Annotated in this window: 17 protein-coding genes; 11 read left to right on the top strand and 6 right to left on the bottom strand. The window is 71.4% G+C overall.

The features are described 5' to 3' along the window. Positions 1-58 precede the first annotated feature (58 nt). Both P1K31_RS15460 and P1K31_RS15455 read left to right on the top strand, forming a co-directional pair. Positions 59-829, top strand: a complete 771-nt coding sequence (locus P1K31_RS15460; RefSeq protein WP_276304223.1) for a hypothetical protein — start codon at positions 59-61, stop codon at positions 827-829. Between the two features lie 17 nt (positions 830-846). Further along, positions 847-1,542, top strand: a complete 696-nt coding sequence (locus tag P1K31_RS15455; RefSeq protein WP_276304222.1) for an ABC transporter ATP-binding protein — start codon at positions 847-849, stop codon at positions 1,540-1,542. Here P1K31_RS15455 and P1K31_RS15450 read toward each other — a convergent pair. Beyond that, a complete protein-coding gene (locus P1K31_RS15450; protein ID WP_276304221.1) occupies positions 1,502-2,056 on the bottom strand; it encodes a metal-dependent hydrolase in 555 nt (184 codons plus the stop codon). The genes P1K31_RS15455 and P1K31_RS15450 overlap by 41 nt on opposite strands. Positions 2,057-2,154: 98 nt before the next feature. Between P1K31_RS15450 and P1K31_RS15445 the strand changes: the two genes are divergently transcribed. From P1K31_RS15445 to P1K31_RS15435, 3 genes are all read left to right on the top strand, one after another. Then, positions 2,155-2,430 (top strand): DUF8044 family membrane protein, encoded by a 276-nt coding sequence (locus tag P1K31_RS15445; RefSeq protein WP_276304220.1) that lies wholly within the window; start codon positions 2,155-2,157, stop codon positions 2,428-2,430. A gap of 2 nt (positions 2,431-2,432) precedes the next feature. Next, positions 2,433-3,506: a DUF4350 domain-containing protein gene (locus P1K31_RS15440; RefSeq protein WP_276304219.1), complete on the top strand. Its 1,074-nt coding sequence runs from the start codon at positions 2,433-2,435 to the stop codon at positions 3,504-3,506. 71 nt (positions 3,507-3,577) lie between these two features. Next, a complete protein-coding gene (locus P1K31_RS15435) occupies positions 3,578-4,588 on the top strand; it encodes an AAA family ATPase (protein WP_276304218.1) in 1,011 nt (336 codons plus the stop codon). 18 nt (positions 4,589-4,606) lie between these two features. On the opposite strand, the gene P1K31_RS15430 is transcribed toward P1K31_RS15435, so the two are convergent. Genes P1K31_RS15430 through P1K31_RS15420 form a run of 3 tightly spaced genes read right to left on the bottom strand, consistent with a single transcriptional unit; the run spans position 4,607 to position 7,405 of the window. Further along, positions 4,607-5,551, bottom strand: a complete 945-nt coding sequence (locus P1K31_RS15430) for a DUF7982 domain-containing protein (protein WP_276304217.1) — start codon at positions 5,549-5,551, stop codon at positions 4,607-4,609. Next, positions 5,548-6,009, bottom strand: a complete 462-nt coding sequence (locus tag P1K31_RS15425) for a DUF8163 family membrane protein (protein ID WP_276304216.1) — start codon at positions 6,007-6,009, stop codon at positions 5,548-5,550. Before P1K31_RS15425 ends, P1K31_RS15430 begins: the two co-directional genes overlap by 4 nt. Next, positions 6,002-7,405, bottom strand: a complete 1,404-nt coding sequence (locus tag P1K31_RS15420; RefSeq protein ID WP_276304215.1) for a DUF58 domain-containing protein — start codon at positions 7,403-7,405, stop codon at positions 6,002-6,004. The genes P1K31_RS15425 and P1K31_RS15420 overlap by 8 nt, the downstream gene beginning before the upstream one ends. 85 nt (positions 7,406-7,490) lie before the next feature. Here P1K31_RS15420 and P1K31_RS15415 point away from each other — a divergent pair, with 85 nt between their 5' ends. From P1K31_RS15415 to mutL, 5 genes are all read left to right on the top strand, one after another. Beyond that, positions 7,491-9,512 (top strand): DUF4129 domain-containing protein, encoded by a 2,022-nt coding sequence (locus P1K31_RS15415; RefSeq protein ID WP_276304214.1) that lies wholly within the window; start codon positions 7,491-7,493, stop codon positions 9,510-9,512. A gap of 38 nt (positions 9,513-9,550) precedes the next feature. Further along, the gene (locus P1K31_RS15410) at positions 9,551-10,522 is read left to right on the top strand and encodes a DUF1616 domain-containing protein (protein ID WP_276304213.1); all 972 of its coding nucleotides are present in this window, start codon (positions 9,551-9,553) and stop codon (positions 10,520-10,522) included. Positions 10,523-10,653: 131 nt separating this feature from the next. Beyond that, entirely contained in the window at positions 10,654-11,697 is a 1,044-nt protein-coding gene (locus P1K31_RS15405) for a glycosyltransferase family 2 protein (protein ID WP_276304212.1), read from the top strand. A gap of 75 nt (positions 11,698-11,772) precedes the next feature. Then, on the top strand, positions 11,773-14,532 hold the full coding sequence (gene mutS, locus P1K31_RS15400) for a DNA mismatch repair protein MutS (RefSeq protein WP_276304211.1): 2,760 nt from the start codon (positions 11,773-11,775) through the stop codon (positions 14,530-14,532). Beyond that, a complete protein-coding gene (gene mutL / locus P1K31_RS15395) occupies positions 14,519-16,252 on the top strand; it encodes a DNA mismatch repair endonuclease MutL (RefSeq protein ID WP_276304210.1) in 1,734 nt (577 codons plus the stop codon). Before mutS ends, mutL begins: the two co-directional genes overlap by 14 nt. On the opposite strand, the gene P1K31_RS15390 is transcribed toward mutL, so the two are convergent. Next, the gene (locus tag P1K31_RS15390; RefSeq protein WP_276304209.1) at positions 16,249-16,803 is read right to left on the bottom strand and encodes a hypothetical protein; all 555 of its coding nucleotides are present in this window, start codon (positions 16,801-16,803) and stop codon (positions 16,249-16,251) included. The two genes, mutL and P1K31_RS15390, sit on opposite strands and share 4 nt — an antisense overlap. Continuing rightward, on the bottom strand, positions 16,800-17,561 hold the full coding sequence (locus P1K31_RS15385) for a DUF4330 family protein (RefSeq protein WP_276304208.1): 762 nt from the start codon (positions 17,559-17,561) through the stop codon (positions 16,800-16,802). Before P1K31_RS15385 ends, P1K31_RS15390 begins: the two co-directional genes overlap by 4 nt. Positions 17,562-17,661: 100 nt before the next feature. Between P1K31_RS15385 and P1K31_RS15380 the strand changes: the two genes are divergently transcribed. Continuing rightward, complete coding sequence (locus P1K31_RS15380) at positions 17,662-18,831, top strand: NAD-dependent epimerase/dehydratase family protein (protein ID WP_276304207.1); 1,170 nt, start codon at positions 17,662-17,664, stop codon at positions 18,829-18,831.

Below are 18,831 nucleotides of genomic sequence, written 5' to 3'. Positions count from 1 at the left end.
GGGGAGCGACCGGCTCCGGCGCGCCGCCCCGTCGGTCGTCGCGGTCGGCGGCGTCGGCGTGTTCGTCCTCAACGCGCTGCGGCCGGTCTACCCGGGGTCGGTCCCGACGCCCCCGCTGCTGCTCGCGTTCATGGCCCCGCTGGTCGTCGTCGTCGCGCTGGCGGCCCGCGGGCTCCCGCGGGCCGCCCGGACGCCCGAGAACCCGACGCTCGCGCTCCTCCTCGCCCCGCTCGCCGTCTTGGGCATCGGACTCACCGCCGGGATGACCGTCGACTACCAGGGGATGGTCACGCGCTCGCAGACGTTCATGCACCTCGCGGCGCTCGTCCTCGCAGGCGTGACGGTCGCCCGGGCGACGGCCAACCGGCGGCGTGCGGTCGGCGTCGCCGTCGCGGCGCTGTTCGTCGTCTCGCTCCTCGCCACGGCCCCGTTTCCCTACACCGAACACCGGACGAAGCCCTACCAGGCGATCACCTACCCGGCGGAGTTCGAGGCCGCGACGTTCGCCGCGGAGCGCGTCCCACACCGCTGGGCCGGCGACAACCACGTGGTGTACGTCGCGCTGAAGTACACCGGAACGTCCGCGACCGACCGCGCGGTCGCCGAGTGGCTCCGCGGTGACGCCCCCCCGCCGAACTGCACGGTGATCGCCCAGCGCTCGTGGACGACCGTCGGCGCGCAGGCGTTCCCGCGGATGTTGCCGATGGACGAATCGGCCTACGATCGCTGGCTCGCCCGGGGCGACGTGGTGTACGCCGTCAGCGGACCCGACCCGCTCCACGCCGTCGCCGGTCGGGAGGGCTGCGAGCCGAACCCTTTAGCACCGTGACGGGGGAGTGAGTACCCGTGGGCGAACCCATCATCACCGCGGCCGACCTCGTCGTCCGGCGCGGCGGGACGGCGGTGCTCGACGGCCTCTCGCTCTCGGTCCCCCGGGACGCGTCGCTGCTCGTCCGGGGGAAGAGCGGGTCGGGGAAGACGACCCTGTTCAACGTCCTCGGACTCCTCGCGACGCCGGATTCGGGGTCGGTCGTCGTCGACGGGCGGGACGTCTCGGCCGCGAGCGAGGCCGAGCGCGCCCGACTGCGGCGCGACGTCATCGGGTTCGTCTTCCAGGACTTCCAGCTACTCGACGACCTCACCGCCCGGGAGAACGCGCGCGTCCCCCAGGAGCACGCCGGGAACGTCGACGACGCCTGGCTCGACGAGCTGTTCGCCGACCTCGGCATCGAGGACGTCTCGGAGCAGTACCCGCCGTCGCTCAGCGGCGGGGAGCGACAGCGCGTCGCGCTCGCCCGCGCGCTGGCCAACCGGCCGTCGGTCGTCCTCGCCGACGAACCGACCGGCCAGCTCGACCCCGAGACGACCGAGGCGGTCATCGAACTGCTGTTCAGAACGCACGAGCGCCTGGACACCGCGCTCGTCGTCATCAGCCACGACCCCCAGTTCACGCGTCGGTTCGACCGGGCGCTCGTGCTCGAGGGGGGTCGGCTCGTCCCCGCTATCGACTCGACGCCGAGGCGGTACGACGAAGGACGGTGAGGAGGGCACCCCAGCCGGGTTTGCCGTCGCGGAGCCACGCGACCGCGGCGAGTCCCACCAGCGCGAACTCGACGACGAGCATCGGGGACGGCCCGATCGTGGCCACGTGCGCGCCGAAACTCGGTTCGGTGGACGGTTCGGGGAGGGCGAGCAGCGGCCAGGCGAGGAACGCGAGTTCGTGGAACGCCCCCTCGATGATCGGTGCCACGCTGTCGCCCAGGAGGTGCGAGGCGTACCCGACGAGCAGCGGCGCGGCGAGGTCGCGGCGGTCGAACCGGCGGGCGAGGGCGACGGCGGCCAGCGCGAGGCCGACCCCGAAGAGGAGCGAATGGGCGAGCGACCGGCCCCCGGGCAGGACCCCGAGCGACCACGCGAGGGGTTTGTCGACGAGGTCGGGCAGTTGCGTCCCGAGCGCCAGCGCGGCGACGGCGCTCGCGTCCACCGCCTCGCCCGACCGACGGGCGTAGACGTGATAGCAGAGGTATCCGAGCGCGAGGTGTCCCCAGGGCCACATGGTCGGCCCTGCGCGCGGGAGTCGTAAAGTCGGTCCGACTCGCCGTCCCGCCGGTCGCCCCCCGATAGATTCGTATTGGATGCGCCTGATGAAAAGGTATGGCTACGGCTCGACGGATGAGATTCGTCTCGGGGCACCTCGCGTGGACGCTCTGCGTCATCGTAGTCCTCGCGGCGCTCGGCGCGCTGGCGCTCGATCTGGTGTTCGTCCTCTCGTATCTCGGCTTTCTCGTGCTCATCGAGGTGACCGCGCCGGTGAACGCGACGACGGCGTGGCGACGCCGCCTGCGCTGGTTCGTCGTCCTCGGCCTCGTCGCGTTCGCGTACCTGGTCGTGCGGCGGGTGCTCGCGCTCCTCCCGCAGGGGGTGGTCTGACGGTGGACCTCGACATAGATCCGCCGCGCGCGGCGCTGCTCGCGTTCGCCCTCGTCGTCCTGCTCGGCGTGGGGACCGCCGCGGGTACCTCGGGCGCGTCGTTCGGACTCTACAACTTCGGGTGGAACGGCGCGAGCGAGCTGAGGACGCTCTCGGAGGAGGCCGACGCGCAGCCGACGGTCGTCCGCTCGACGACCGAGTACGACCGACTCCGGGCCAACGGGACCGTCGCGATCGTGCTCTCGCCCGACGAGCCCTACGAGACGAACGAGAGCGCGCGGCTCCGCACGTTCGTCGAGCGCGGCGGGACGCTCGTGGTCGCCGAGGACTTCGGCCCGCACGGGAACGACCTGCTCGCCTCGCTGAACGCGAGCACGCGGGTCGACGGCCGGACGCTTCGCGACGAGCAACACCACTACCGCTCGCCCGCGCTCCCCGTCGCGACGAACGTCTCGAACGAATCCGCGGTCGGGACGGAGAACCTCACCCTCAACTACGGAACCGTGCTGCGGCCGAACGGCGCGACGGTGCTCGTCTCCAGTTCCGGGTACGGCTACCTCGACGCGAACGGGAACGAGAGACCGGACGAGGGCGAGCCGATGGAGAGTCACCCCGTCGCGACGAGCGAGCGCATCGGCGACGGGCGCGTGATCGTCGTGAGCGACGCGAGCGCGCTCATCAACGCGATGCTCGACCGCCCCGGAAACCGGGCCTTCGTCGCGGCGCTCCTCGCGGAGCATGACCGCGTCGCGCTCGACTTCTCGCACGCGGAGCGGTTCCCGCCGCTCGCGGTCGCGGTCCTCGCGCTGCGCGAGTCGGCGGCGCTCCAGGTCGCCCTCGGAACGCTGCTCGTCGGCCTCGTCGGCGCGTGGGCGCGGTGGCCGACGCTGCGAGGACGGGGCGTCGTCGCCGACCTCGCGGCCGAACTGGGGCTGGCGCGCTCGCGGCCGGACCCCGCCTCGATACGACTCGACCGCGGCGAGGTTGTCGCGTACCTCGCGGACGCTCACCCCGAGTGGGACGAACGGCGCGTCGAACGGGTCGCGGACGCCGTCGTCGAACGACGCGACGGATAACTCTCCTACTCGAGAAGGTTTCCGTTCAGTTTATATAAGGTTTAAGTCCTCTCGAAATTAACCCCGAAGGGATGAACACGCGCGATCCCGCGGAGTTCTACTCGGAGCTCCAGTCGGAAGTCGGGAGGGTCCTCGTCGGGAACACTGACGTCGTCGAGGGGCTGGCGATCGCACTCCTCACCCGCAGTCACGTCCTGCTGGAGGGGGTGCCCGGCGTCGCGAAGACGACCGTCGCGAACCTCTTCGCCCGGGCGAGCGGCCTCGACGTCAACCGCATCCAGATGACCCCCGACATCCTCCCGGCCGACATCACCGGAACGCACATCTACCGGGAGGCGACCGGGGAGTTCGAACTCCACCGGGGACCGGTGTTCGCGAACGTCCTCATCGCCGACGAGATCAACCGCGCGACGCCGAAGTCCCAGAGCGCGCTCCTCGAGGCGATGCAGGAGCGGAGCGTGACGATCGAGGGGGACACGCTCGAGCTTCCGGATCCGTTCCTCGTGGTGGCGACGCAGAACCCCATCGAGATGGTCGGCACGTTCGAACTCCCGGAGGCCCAGCGCGACCGCTTCCAGCAACGACTCGTCATGGACCTCCCCGAGCGCGACGAGGAGCGACAGATCCTGGACGAGTTCGACGAGCAGCCGACGCTCGGCCCCGAGGTCGTGGAGGCGATCACGTCGCCCGACGAGCTGCGGTCGTACCGCGAACGCCTCGACGACGTCTACGTCGCGCCCCCCGTCAAGGAGTACGTCCTCGACCTGATCGCCGCCAGCCGCGACCACCCCGACGTCCGGCACGGGACCTCCCCCCGCGCGTCGCTCGCACTGCTCAACGCGTCGAAGGCGCGCGCGTTGCTCCGGGATCGGTCGTACGTCATCCCGGACGACGTGAAGGGCCTCGCCCACCAGGTGATCGCCCACCGGCTCATCCTCCACACCGACGCCGAGCTGAGCGAGGCGACGGAGAGCGACGTCGTCGCCGACCTCCTCGAACGGGTCGATCCCCCCGGGAGCGTCTCGCTCGACCGCCACAACGGGCTCGACGCCGGGGAGCGGGTCGTCGAACCGATGGAGTGAGCGACGGCCGCCCGACGGTCAGCGCGCGCCGTCCGTCTCCGCGTCCGCGTTCGTCCCCGCCTCCGCGTTCGACGGCGAACCGTCGCCCGCCGCCTCGTCCTCCGCCGCCTCCCACGAACAGACGACGAGCGCGTCGTACCGCTCGTCGTCCGGTTCGACGACGGAGAGGGAGATCGGCCGCTGGAGCGTCCGCGCGACGGCGACGGCGACGAGCGAGGCGATCGGGTTGTCGAAGCTGTCGACCGGGTCGTACGCCGGGCCGGCGACCCCGACGCTGACGCGACCCCGGCGCGCGTCGACGTCCGCCTCGGCGCGCTCGACCAGTTCGAACTGATCGACGAGCGCCGAGGCGAGCCGGGGCGCGAGCGAGGCCGCGTCGCCGGGCGAGCGGTCGAGCGTGTCCTCGAAGAACTCCGCCAGCGGGAGTCCCGTGGGCGTCAGCGCGAGGCCGCGCTCCTCCCCCCGCCCGGCGAGCACGAACGCGGTGTCGAGGTCCTCGTCGGCGGGGACGTCGTAGCTCGCGAACTGCGGGACGAACAACCGGGCGTCGCCGGAGCGGGGAACGTACACCCGCTCGTTCGAGAGTTCGAGTTCGCCGACGATCGTCGCCACGTCGTCGGCCAGCGTCCGATAGACCGCCTCGCCGATCCGCGCGGGGATGAACCGCTCGGGCGTGAGGAAGTAGGTGAGCACGCCGGCGAAGACGCCGGTTCCGCCGAGCGCGTAGAGGACCGTCCGCGACCCGGGGAAGAACGCCCCGCCGAGGAGGGCGAGCGCTCCGATCGCGCCGAACGCGATCGCGGTCTGTCGGTACCGCGTCCGCATCGCGTCGCGGTAGGCCTCGCGGAGCCGCCGGTTCTCGGCGGCGAGGAGTTCGACCCGCACGGCGAGTTCCTCCGCGTCCGCCGCGTCGGTCGGATCGCCGCCCCGCGCGTCGGTCGCCCCGTCCGCCTCGACGCTCACGCGTCCACCTCGACGAGTCGGAGGCGCACCAGTTCGTAGCGGTAGAGCGCGTAGGCGACGATCGCGACGACGACGGCGGTCCCTGAGGCGGTCTGCCAGAGCGGGAACTGCGCGGCGAGCGTCGGAACGCCCGCGGCGACGAGCGCGAGCGCCCCGAAGGCGACGAGTGCCTCGGCCGGCGCGGCCGCGTCGCGGAGCTCGCCCGCCAGCGCGCCGGCGAGGCCGAGGATCACGAGCACCCCGGACGGCCCCGGCGGGACCGTCCCGGGGACGAGCGCGCCGGCGAGGACGGCCCCGAACGCCACCGCGCCGAACCGGGTCAGGAACCAGGTCGCGCACAGCGCCGCGCCGGCGAACAGTCCGACGGGGGCGGCGACCGAGAGCCCGACCGCCGTCGTCGCGATCCCCGCGAGGCCGAGCGCGGACCACCGATCGCGCGGGGGAAACCGGTCACGCACGGGCTCCACCTCGCCGGCTCGGGGCGGCCGACAGGACGGTTCGCAGTCGATCGCCCGGCGCGACCTCGAACGCGGTGACGTCGTGTAGCCGATCGAGCTCGCGGCGGAACCGCTCGAACTCGACGTACTCGCGGTAGGTCGCGTCGATCCGGTCCATCGTCCGCCGACCGAAGAGGACGGTCGGCGCGAGGACGACCACCACCTCGATGCCCCCGCCGACGAGCGATCGGACGGTGTCGAGGACGGCCGACCGATCGGCGTCGTCGGTCAGGACGAAGACGCGACCGCCGCCGAGTCGCGATCGGAGGGTTCCCGCGGCGGCGACCAGCGGCCGGTCGGCCGTCTCCACGACCCCCGAGGACAGGTACGCCTCGATCGTCCGTCCGAACGCGCCGTCGAGGACGGGGACGCGCCGGGCGGAGAGCGGACGGACGGCCGTCGCGGTCGACGAGCCATCACCCGCGGCGGTGAGTTCGTCGAGCCGCCGCTCTATCGTCTCGACGTACTCCCGTCTCGTCCCCGGCGACAGGCGGGAGGTGATCCCCCGATCGTCGACCGTGTAACAGCCGACCGGGTCGTCCGCCCGCACCGCGTAGTCCACGATGCTGTGGGCGACCGCCCGCAGGTAGTCGAGTTTCGTCTCGCCGGCGAGCCCCTCGCCGGTCGAGGAGCCGTGGTCGAACAGCAACACGGTCGACAGCGTCGTCTCGCTCTCGAACTCCCGGACCTGTAGCTGGTGGAGGCGCGCCGTCGCCTTCCAGTCGATCCGGCGGGCCGCGTCGCCCGGAACGTAACCCCGGACGCCCGCCGGTTCGGTCCCGGCGCTGAAACGGAGTCCCGGGTGCTCGCCGTAGGCGACGCCGACGTCCGCGCTCCCGCGTCCGACGTGGATCTCCTCCGGGGTGCGCGACCCGACCTCGACGGTCACGGGCTCGCCGTGGGCGAACGAGGTCCGGAACAGCCCGGCGGAACCGGTCGCAGTGACCGTCGGCGCGTCGAACGTCGCGCGGCCTGCGACCGGAAACGCGACGTCGAACGCCGTCTCAGCCTCGGTCGTTCCCGACGGGAGGCGTACGTCCCGGTCGGGGTCGGCGTCGGCCGTCACCGGGGGATCGGCCTCGACGCGAACGTCGAGGCGAGTCTCGCGGTCGGTACGGGCGGCGAGCGAGACGGTCACGGGGGCGTCGGTCACGACGTCCGCGTCGATCGACTGTTCGACGGTCAGCGCGTCGTCGAGGCGACCGACCGCGAGGACGAACGCGACCTGCTGGGCGATCGCCCAGGCACAGATCAGGACGCCGACGACGAGCGGCCAGACGCGGCCTGAGACGACGGCGAACGCCGCGAGGACGGCCGCGAGCGCGACGGCCGCCCAGTACCGTCGAGTGAATTCCATGTAATTACAACTAACTACCAATGTTTGAATCTACTGGTGAACTCGGGAATAAAATACATTTGCCGTGGGCGCGGAGTGAACCGTAGTGACCCGACTGACGCTCGCGTTGTGTGCAGTGCTCGTCCTCGCCACGGCGGCCGGAGCCGCCGGCCCGGGCGCGGCGACCGCCCCGCTACAGCAGGACGAGGCCGACAACTCGACGCAGACGACGCGACACGAGAACCCGAACGAAGCGAGTGGGGACGGCGACATGAGCGAGGTCGAGCGATACCTCGTGAACTCGCTCTCCGATCGCCTCGCCGAGAGCTCCGTCCGACTCAGCGAGGGGGAGTACGAGAGCGCGGAGCGGCTCCTCGGCGACCAGTACGACAGCGAACTCAGTCGACTCATCGAGGTCTCGGGCGAGACGAACACGACCCGGACGTACGAGCGCACGAGGGAGAACCAGCGCGAGGTCACCCAGGGCGCCTCGCAGTACAACCGGACGCTGGAGCAGTACCGCGAGGCGCGAGAGGAGGGTAACGAGACGCGCGCGCGGCAGCTAGCGCGGAAACTCCAGCGGATCAGTGAGAACGTGAACGAGAACGCCGGGCAGGCGACCGAGGGCTACGACCGGCTCGGATCGCAGACCGGTCAGAACTTCTCGACGACGTCGCGCGCGACGACGAACGTCGCCGAGAACATCACGGAGCGCCAGGAGGAGGTCCGCGAGACGTCGTTCGTCGGGACGACCCTCGACGTGGAAGGCGACGGCGACGAGGCGTCGTTCACCGACCCCCTCGCGATCAGCGGCGACCTCTCGGCCGAGAACGGGACCGCGGTCGCGGACGAGGAGATCCGACTGCGCGTCGGCAACCGGACCTACGACACGACGACCGACGGTGACGGGGCCTTCGAGATAGAGTACCGACCCACGCAGATCCCGTCGAACGCGAGCGACGTGCGCATCGAGTACCTGCCGAAGCGAGGGTCGCCGTACTTCAACTCCACGGACTCGATCCCGATCTCGGTCGAGCAGGTCGAGCCGAACGTCACCGTCCAGCGGCGGCCCGATACCGCCTCGCTCGGCACGAACGTCACCGTCGCCGGGCGCGTCAGCGTCGAGGACCGCGGCGTCCGCGTCCCCGTTGCGATCAGGATCGGGGACGAGGTCGTCGCTCAGGGGATGCCGGCGGACGACGGGTCGTTCGCGACGACGGTTCGCCTGCCGGCCGACGTCCCGGCGGGCGACCAGCCGGTCGTCGCGACGGCCTCACGCCCCGGACGCGCGATCGCGCCGGGGAACGCGACGACGACGCTCGCCGTCGAGCCGACGAACACCTCGCTCGTCATCAACGCCTCGCGGGTGAACGAGAGCGCGGTCGCCGTCGACGGCCGACTGACGTCCGGTGACGGCCGCTCAGTCGCGAACGAGACGGTCCTGCTCGGCATCAACGGCACCGCGACGACCGAGGTTCGGACCGACGAGAACGGCACGTTCTCCGGGACGGTCCCGATCTCCGAGTCCCAGCGCGACGACGCGACGCTCGTCCTCGGCGCGCTCTTTGACGGGAGCGGGAAGAACCTCGAGACCGCCGAGGCGAGGGCGCGGATCGAACGGGGCACCGCCGAGGACTGGCTCGCCGACCTCGCGCCGGTCGCGGCCGGCCTGATCGCCGCGCTCGGCCTCGGAGCCTGGTACGCCGTGCGGCGGCGGCGCGAGGAGTCCGATCGGGAGCGGCCGAGCGTGAACGAGGCGATCGAGGAGCGCGACGAGGAGCCCGGCGAGCCGATCGGGGAGGTGGAGGGGACGGATCACTCGCTCGAACGCGCCCGCGAACTGATCGACCGCGGCGAGACCAACGAGGGAGTCGTCGCCGCGTACCTCGCGGTCCGCGAACGCCTTGCACGGCGCGCCGACGTCGACGAGGGACGCACGCACTGGGAGTTCTACGCCGAGAGCGCGGACCACGTCTCCGACGACGAGGCGGACTCGCTTCGATCCCTCACCCGGGCGTACGAGCGGGCCGCGTTCGCCCCCGGCCGCCTCTCTACGGCCATCGCCGAGCGCGTCCTCGACGACGCCGGTCGCTTCGACGCGACGAACGAGGAACCGACCGCGGACTGACAGGGGCGTTTTTATCCAAGCACGATAGACATAATACAATGTCCCTCAGGTTGCTCGTCCCGCGTCCGATCCGCGAACTCCCGGCGGATCTGGTCGCGGTCGTCGGACTGACGCTCCTCGCCGACGTCTTCGCCGTCGCCCCGGTGCTCAGCGAGACCCCGATACGCGTCGTTCTCGCGCTCGCGTTCGTGCTGTTCGTTCCCGGCTACGCCCTCGTGGCCGCGCTCTTTCCCGAGCGCGCCCCGGAGTCGGCGGAGGACGGCGACGGCATCACCGGCGTCGCGCGCGTCGCGCTCTCGATCGGGACGAGCGTGGCGGTCGTCCCGATGCTCGCGCTCGTGCTCAACTTCACCCCCCTCGGGGTGCGACTCGTCCCGATCCTCCTCGTCGTCAGCGCCGTCACGATCGCCGCGACGGCGGTCGCCGCGAGGCGGCGCGCTCGACTGCCCCCCGAGGAACGGTTCGCCGTCCCGTACCGGGAGTGGTACGGATCGCTCCGGGCAGGCCCGCTGCGGGCGGACACGCGAACCGATCGAGCGTTGAACGTCCTGCTCGCGCTGAGCGTGCTCATCGCCATGTCGGGGGTCACGTACGCGCTCGTGTCGCCGAAACAGAGCGATCAGTACTCCGAGCTCTACCTCCTGACGGAGGGCGAGGACGGCGAACTCGTCGCCGACGGTTACGACACCAACCTCACTCGCGGGGAGCGCGGATCGGTGATCGTCGGCGTCGAGAACCACGAACACGAGCGCACGAGGTACACGCTCGTCGTCCAACTGCAGCGCGTTCGGAGCGACGGGAACGAGACGACCGTCACGGCGACCCGCGAGGTCGATCGGTTCGACGTCTCGCTGGCGCACGACGAGGCGACGCGCGGAACGGTCACGTACGCGCCCTCGACGACGGGACGACTGCGACTGGTCTTCCTGCTCTACCGCGGGCCCCCGCCGCAGGATCCGTCGGTCGAGAACGCCTACCTGGAGACGCACCTCTGGCTGTCAGTCGAATGATAACGCACCCGTACATAAACAGTTTTCTTACTATATTTCAGCTCTAGATAAGCATTATATTAGATGAGTTGAAATGGAATGATAATGGGTCTGAATATCGGGAGTAGAGTAGCGATGGGTGAATCGAAATGGTGACGGTATCGACTCAGTCCCTGTTCCTGTTGGCGGTGGCCAGCCTCGTGTTACTGTGGGGCGTTCTGCGGTATCGGCGGCGCTTCGTGAAGATCGACCTGTACATCGCCGGTACGATCGCGCTCGGCATCTTCCTCGTCGGGTTCTTCCCGACGGTGTACGACGTCGTCGGGGCCGCCCTGGACATCGAGAATCGGGTCGTCACCATGCTGCTCGTCGGAAACCTCGGCTTCATCGCGTTCTGTCTCTACCTTCTCGGAACGCTCAGGGAGACGCGCGGAAAGCTCGGCGAGCTAACCCGGCAGCTCTCGATCGACAAGATGGCCGCCGAGCGAACGACGTACACGGACGGCGGTAACCAACCCACTATCCACGTCGTCATCCCGGCGTACAACGAGGAGAAGAGCATCAGAACGGTCGTCCAGTCGCTCCCGGAGGTAGTGCTCGACCACTACGTCGTTCCGGTCGTCGTCTCCGATGGGTCCGCCGACGCGACGGCCTCGCGCGCCCGCATCGAGGGCGCGATGGTCGTCGAACACCCCGTCAATCAGGGACAGGGCGGCGCGCTGAAGACCGGCTTCGAGATCGCGGCGCAGGCGGACACGGACATCGTCGTCACGATGGACGGCGACGGACAGCATCCCGTCGAGGAACTGGAGCGGCTGGTTCGTCCCATCGTCGACGGCGAGGCCGACTACGTGATGGGTTCACGGCACAAGGGCGTCGACAAGTCGGGGAACGGCACGGTTCGACGCGCGGGGGTCCGGGCGTTCACCGTCCTCGTCAACACGCTGACCGACGCGGACATCACCGACTGCACAAACGGGTTCCGCGCGATCCGCGGTTCGGACTTGGAGCGGCTCACGCTGACCGAGGAGCGGTTCAGCGCGCCGGAACTCATCATCGAGGCCCGGAAGAACGGCCTCCGCATCCGGGAGGTCCCCATCACCGTCGAGGAGCGCCAGGCGGGCACGACCAAGAAGCCGAGGCTCGGGTACGCGCTCGGGCTGACGCGGACGATCCTGACGACGTGGCTGCGCTGAGAGGAACGCAGATCGGGCCGTCGGGCGAGCACCCGAGACGCACAACACTTGTACCTCCGTCGCCCGTGTCCGGACATGGAATCGGTCACCGGGCCGCCCGCGAAGATGGCGGCGAACCGCGACGAGTTGACGCCGATGATGTCGCAGTACTTCGCGCTCACCGAGGAGTACGCCGACGCGCTCGTCCTGTTTCAGGTCGGTGATTTCTACGAGCTGTTCTGCGACGCCGCGGAGGAGGCCGCTCGCGTCTGCGAGATAACGCTCACCAAGCGCGAGGACTCGACGGGCACCTACCCGATGGCGGGCGTCCCCATCGACAACGTCGCCCCCTACGTCGAGGCGCTGCTCGACGCGGGCTACCGGGTGGCGATCGCGGACCAGATCGAGGACCCCTCGGAGGCGTCGGGCGTCGTCGAGCGGGCGGTGACGCGCATCGTCACGCCGGGCACCGTGCTGGAGGACGAACTCCTCGCAGCGGGCGGGAACACCTACGTCGCCGCGCTGGCGGGTTCGACCGAGAGCGACCGCGCGAGCGTCGCGTTCATCGACGTCTCGACCGGCGAGTTCCGCGTTACGAGCGCGTCGCCGACCGTCGTGCAGGACGAACTCGACCGCTTCGCTCCCGCGGAGGTCATCGCCGCGCCCGACCTCGGGCACGACTTCGAGGTGGACGGGATGCGAACGCCCTTCCGCGAGTCGGCGTTCGAGGTCGAGGCCGCCCGCGAACGCGTCGAGGCGTACGGCGCGAGCGAGGCCCTCCGCGACGCGGCGGAGGTGCGCGCGGCGGGGGCACTGCTCGCCTACGCGGAGTACACCCAGGGCGTCGAAGCGGGGGGACTGGCGTACCTCACGCGGATCGCGCGCTACGATCCGCGCGAGGGGATGCGACTCGACACGACCGCGCTCCGCTCGCTCGAGGTGTTCGAGAACCGCGAGGGGGGCGACGATCACACCCTGCTGGGCGTCGTCGACGAGACCTCCTGCGCGCTGGGGCGGCGGGAGCTCACCCACTGGCTCAGGCGGCCGCTCGTCGACCGCGAGCGGATCGAGGCGCGCCACGACGCCGTCGAGGAACTCGCGGGGCTGTCGCTCGTCCGCGAGGAGGTCCGCGAGTTGCTCAGGGACGTCTACGACGTCGAGCGGCTCATCACGCGCGTCTCCCGGGGGCGGGCGAACGCCCGGGACCTGCGCGCGCTGAAGGACACCCTCGACGCGGTGCCCGAGGTGAAGGCCGCCCTCGCCGACGCGGAGAGCGACCCGCTCGTCGAGCGCCGCGCGGCGCTCGACGAGCTCGAGGACGTGCGGGGACTGATCGGCCGCGCGATCCACCCCGAGCCGCCCATCGAGATCACCGAGGGAGGCGTCATCCGCGAGGGGTTCGACGAGGACTTAGACGAGTTGCGGGCGACGGAGCGCGACGGCCGCGAGTGGGTCGCCGACCTGGAGGCCGACGAGCGCGAGCGCACCGGCATCGACTCGCTGAAGGTCGGCTACAACGAGGTCCACGGCTACTACATCGAGGTGACGAACCCCAACCTCGACCGCGTCCCCGACGACTACACGCGCCGGCAGACGCTGAAGAACGCGGAGCGGTTCTACACGCCGGAGCTGAAGCGCCGCGAGGACGAGATCCTGGGCGCGGCCGAGCGCGCCGACGCCCGCGAGTACCGCCTGTTCGCCGAGGTGCGCGCGGAGGTGGCCGAGGAGGCAGCGCGCGTCCAGCGCGTCGCCGGCGTGCTCGCGGAGCTCGACGTGCTCGCAGCCCTCGCGCACGTGGCCGTCGCGCGGAACTACGTCCGCCCCGAGTTCGGCGCGGAGGGGATCCACGTCGAGGGGGGCCGCCATCCCGTCGTCGAGACGACCGAGGAGGCGTTCGTCCCGAACGACGCCGACCTGCGCGACCGGCGGGTCGCGGTCATCACCGGCCCGAACATGAGCGGGAAGTCCACCTACATGCGGCAGGTGGCGCTGATCGTCGTGCTCTCGCAGGTGGGGAGCTTCGTCCCCGCCCGGCGGGCGCGCCTCCCCGTGACGGACGCCGTGTTCACCCGCGTCGGCGCGAGCGACGACATCGCGGGCGGCCACTCGACGTTCATGCGCGAGATGGCCGAGCTCAGGGAGATCCTCCACCACGCCACCGAGGACTCGCTCGTCCTGCTCGACGAGGTCGGTCGGGGGACGAGCACGGCCGACGGGCGCGCCATCGCGTGGGCGGTGACGGAGTTCGTCCACGACGCGGTCGGCGCGACGACGCTGTTCGCCACCCACTACCACGAGCTGACCCGGATCGCCGCCGACCGCGAGGGCGTAGCGAACCTCCACTTCACCGTCGAGCGCGACGGCGAGGAGGTGACGTTCCTCCACTCGGTCGTCGAGGGGGCGGCGGAGGCCTCCTACGGCGTCGAGGTCGCCCGGCTGGCGGGCGTCCCACCGACGGTCATCGAGCGCTCGCGCGCGCTCCTCGCGGACGGCCTCCCGGGCGACGAGGAGCCGGGAGACGGCGGCGACGGGGCGATCACGCTCGCGGCGTTCGCCGGCGAAGAGGACCGCGAAGGGGCGGGCCCGAATCGCGACTCGGCGGCGCGCGACGGACGCGCGCGCGCCAACGGCTCCGGCGTCGGGAGCGACGCCGGCAGTGCGAGCGACGAGGCACCCGACGATCCGGCCGACGGCGCGACCGGAGACGCGGCCGGCGAGGGGGCCGAACCGCCACAGCCGCAAGGCACATCCGCGCTCGAAGCCGAGATAGGCGGACTACACATCGCAGACATGACCCCGCTCGAAGCGCTGACCTACCTGCACGACCTGCAACGGAGGCTCGATGGCGACGATTGAACGACTCGACGAGGCGACCGTCGCGCGCATCGCCGCCGGCGAGGTGGTGACCCGGCCCGCATCGGTCGTGAAGGAACTCGTCGAGAACAGCCTCGACGCGGGCGCGGGAAGCGTCGAGGTGGCAGTCGAGAACGCCGGACTCGACCTGATCCGCGTCACCGACGACGGCCACGGGATGAGCCGCGAGGACGCCGTGCTCGCCGTCGAGCGCCACACCACGAGCAAGATCTCGGGCGTCGACGACGTGGAGCGCGTACGGACGCTCGGCTTCCGCGGCGAGGCCCTGCCGAGCATCGCGTCCGTCGCCGACCTCGCAGTGACGACGCGGGCCGCGGGCGAGGGGGCGAGCGGCACGCGCGTCACCGTCGGCGAGGGCGGGACGGGCGTCGAGGCAGCGGGCCACGCCGTCGGGACCACGGTCGAGGTGCGCGACCTCTTCGATCGCGTGCCGGCGCGCCGCGAGTCGCTGGGGACGCCCAAGCGCGAGTTCGCCCGCATCAGCGACGCCGTCTCGCGCTACGCGCTCGCCCACCCGGACGTCCGCTTCCGGCTCACGCACGACGAGCGGACCGTCCTCTCCGCGCCGGGAACGGGCGAGCGCGTCGACGCGCTGCTCGCCGTCTACGACCGCACCGTGGCGGGACAGAGCACGGAACTCGCCGCCGTCGAGGGCGGAGGTGACGAGGCGAGCGACGACGGCGACGACGGCGGTGGGGGCGGGAGGGACGATAGGGCCGACGGGGGTGATGGCGAGGGAAGGAGCGACGCCCCGGCCGTCCGCGTCGAGGGCGTGGCGTGTTACCCCTCCGTGACGCGCGCCTCCCCCGAGCACGTCTACCTGTCGGTCAACGGCCGTCCGGTCCGCGACGGCGACCTCCGCAGCGCCGTCCTCGACGGTTACGGGAGCCTCCTGCCGGGGAGCCGCGCGCCCATCGCGGCGGTCGACGTCGAGGTGCCGCCCGACCGGGTTGACCAGAACGTCCACCCGGCGAAGGCCGAGGTGCGGTTCCGCGACCCGGAGCGCGTCGCCCGGACCGTCGAACGGGCCGTCCGCGAGGCGCTCTCGACGGCCGACCTCTCGCGGGCGGCGTCGGTGAGCTTCGACACGGAGACGGCGCTCGCCCCCGCCGAGTCGCGCTTCGACGAGCTGACCGTCATCGGGCAGTTCCGCGGCCTCTACCTGCTCTGCGAGGCAGACGACGACCTGCTCGTGGTCGACCAGCACGCCGCCCACGAGCGGGTGAGCTACGAGCGACTGCGCGAGGCGGTCGAGGGCGAGGTGCCGACCGCCGCGCTCGACCCGCCGGCGACGCTCTCGCTCTCGCCGCGGGAGGCGAGCCTGCTCGACGCCCACCGCGAGACGCTCTCCGCCGCGGGCTTCCGCGTCGAGGAGTTCGGCGGCGGCACCTACCGGGTGACCGGCGTTCCCGCGCCGCTCGGCCGGGTAGCGGACCCTCGAGCGTTGAAGGACACCCTCGACACGCTCCTGACGGGCGAGCGGCCGGACGACCCGCGCGATGCGCTGCTGGCCGACCTCGCCTGTCACCCGTCGCTGAAGGCGGGCGACGCCCTCTCGCGGGAGGAGGCGAGGGACCTGCTCGACCGCCTCGGCGAGTGCGCCCGGCCGTACGCCTGCCCGCACGGCCGTCCGACGGTCCTCAGGATCGAGGAGGGGACGCTGGCGAGGGGGTTCGGCAGGCGGGCGACCAGGCTGGGCTAGCCGTCGGGGTCGGGCGGAGCGAGCGCGGCCGAGAGCGCGCGGCCGACGCGACTCTCGCGAAGGTCGGCCCAGGAGCGGCGCTCGCGGACGCCGACGAGCGCCGGGGCGAGCGCGAGGAGGTGCGCCCCAACCGCGATCTCGGTCGGAGCGCCGGCGAGCGTCCGCACGAGGCTGGCGCAGATCGCGACGACGGCGAACAGGCCGGCGAGCCGAACGGGTGCGGCGGCGAACGTCTCGACTCCCGCCGCGAGCGCGCGCCTCGGTCGGGAGGCGCGCCACCGCGGTGCGAGCCACCCGCCGACCCGGTCAAGCGCCGCGACGACCGGACCGACAGTGTACGTCTCCCGGAGGTCGACGACGATCACCTGCGGATCGGGTTCGGCGGTGAGCCAGCGGTGGAGCCGCGACCCTCGAATCCAGCGGCCGACGGTCGATCCCGTGCGGTCGGCGAGGCGGACCAGCGAGCTCCCGGCCCACCAGCGGGCGACGGTCCGTCGGACGCGGTCGAGCCGCCGGAGGAGCACGGACGACGAGACGGGATCCCCGGTCATACGTCCGCGTCTGCGTCGGGGAGGGCGACGACGGTGCCGGTCACGGCGTACGCGTCGGACTCGAAGCGGATCCGCGCGCCGAGTCGAACCGGCGCGTCACCGAAGTAGGCGACGTCGTCGCGGGCGAGGGTGCGCAGCGAGAGGCGGAGACGAACGGTCGAGTTGGAGGAGTTCCCCGCGACCGATTCGACGGTCTCGACGCGAGCGACCGGCCGGCCGGCGACGCGGGATACGTCGCCCGCGTCGATCGCCTCGGCGACCGCCGGGTGGGTGGTCGCCTCGACGACGACCGATCGGTCCTCGACGGGGAGCGTCGGCCCGCCGTCGAGCGCGACGATCCGGCTCGAGAGCCGATAGGTCGGGGTCGTGACGGGGAGTTCCGAGCCGAGACGGAGGGCCTCCTCGCCGGCCGCGCGCGCTCCCGCGTCGCGCGTGGCGTCGGGGAACGCGAGCCGCGCGTAGACGGCGGTGCCGCCCTGGCCGGGAGCGGCGTACACGTCGGTGATCCGGGCGGTCGCGTCGCCGACGGCGACCGTGTCGTTCGACTCCACGGCGGCCGCGAGGTAGTCGGGTTGCGAGCCGAACGACACGGTGGCGTACGTCGCGGCGTCCGTGCCGTTTGCGGACGCTTCCGGTTCGTCCGCCCCCGAGACGAGCGCGACGCCGGCGACGAGCACGCTCGCGACGAGCGCCACCACGAGCGCGTCGACGACGTTGACGCGCCCGAAGACCCGCCCTTCCTCGTCGATGAATCTCATAGAGTCGTGATACTCCCGGAGGGTGGTAAGCGTTCCTCCCCGCGGCCGGGCAGGAAGATATTTGTAGCTCGCAGCCAGTTACTCGCCTGGTGAGTAACTAATGAGCATCATCGTGACGGGGGGTGACGGCTACGTCGGTTGGCCGACGGCTCTCCGCATCGCCGAGCGGTCCGACGAGCGCGTCATTATCGTGGACAACTTCTCGCGGCGCGAGTGGGTGGAGTCCGTGGGCGCGACCAGCGCGACCCCCATCTCGAGCATCGAGGAGCGCCTCGAGGCCGCCCGCGAGGTCCACGGCGTGCGCAACCTCTCGTTCGTCGAGGGCGACCTGACCGACCGCGGGTTCGTCGATCAGCTGCTTCGGGTGCACGAGCCGCGCGCGGTCGTCCACGCCGCCGCCCAACCCAGCGCGCCGTACTCCCAGATCAACGGCGAGCGGGCGAACTTCACGCAGCACAACAACATGCAGGCGACCCGGAACCTCGCGTTCGGCCTGCACGAGAACGACCTCCCCGACACCCACCTCATCGAGACGACGACGACCGGCGTCTACGGCGCGCCGGACTTCCCCATCCCGGAGGGCGGCGCCGTGATGGAGAACGAGGGGCAGAGCGACGAGGTCCCCTACCCGGCAATGGCTGGGTCGTGGTACCACCTCACGAAGAGCCACGACGCGGCGAACCTGCGGCTCGCCCACCGGCAGTTCGGCCTGCCCATCTCCGACGTGCGGACGGCCATCGTCTACGGGACGGAGACCGAGGAGACGCGCGCCGACGACCGCCTGAAGACGCGCTTCGACTTCGACTACTACTTCGGCGTCGTCGCACACCGCTTCTGCGCGCAGGCCGTCGCCGGCTACCCGCTCACGGTGTACGGGAAGGGCGAGCAGCGAAAGCCGTTCGTCTCGCTCGAGGACGCGGTCGAGGGGCTCACGCGGCTGGCGCTCACCGACCACGCCGAGCGCCCCGACGAACACGTCGTCTACAACCAGGTCACCCGGCCCATCAGCATCGTGGGGATGGCCGAGACCATCGCGTCGGTGGGCGACGAGTTCGACCTCGACGTCGAGGTCACGCACGTCGAGAACCCGCGCGACGAGGACGAGACGCACCAGATGGAGATGGCGAACGACCGGTACATGAGCCTCATCGGCGAGCAGCGCCAGAACTTCGAGGGTGGCGTCCGCGACATCCTCGAGACGCTCACGCGCTACTCCGACGCCATCACGTCCCACGAGGACCGCTTCCTCCCCGACGTCCTGGAGGAGTGA

It is taken from the genome of Halomarina halobia, assembly GCF_029338575.1.
Lineage (GTDB): Archaea > Halobacteriota > Halobacteria > Halobacteriales > Haloarculaceae > Halomarina > Halomarina halobia.
This window is presented reverse-complemented; position numbering and strand designations above follow the sequence as displayed.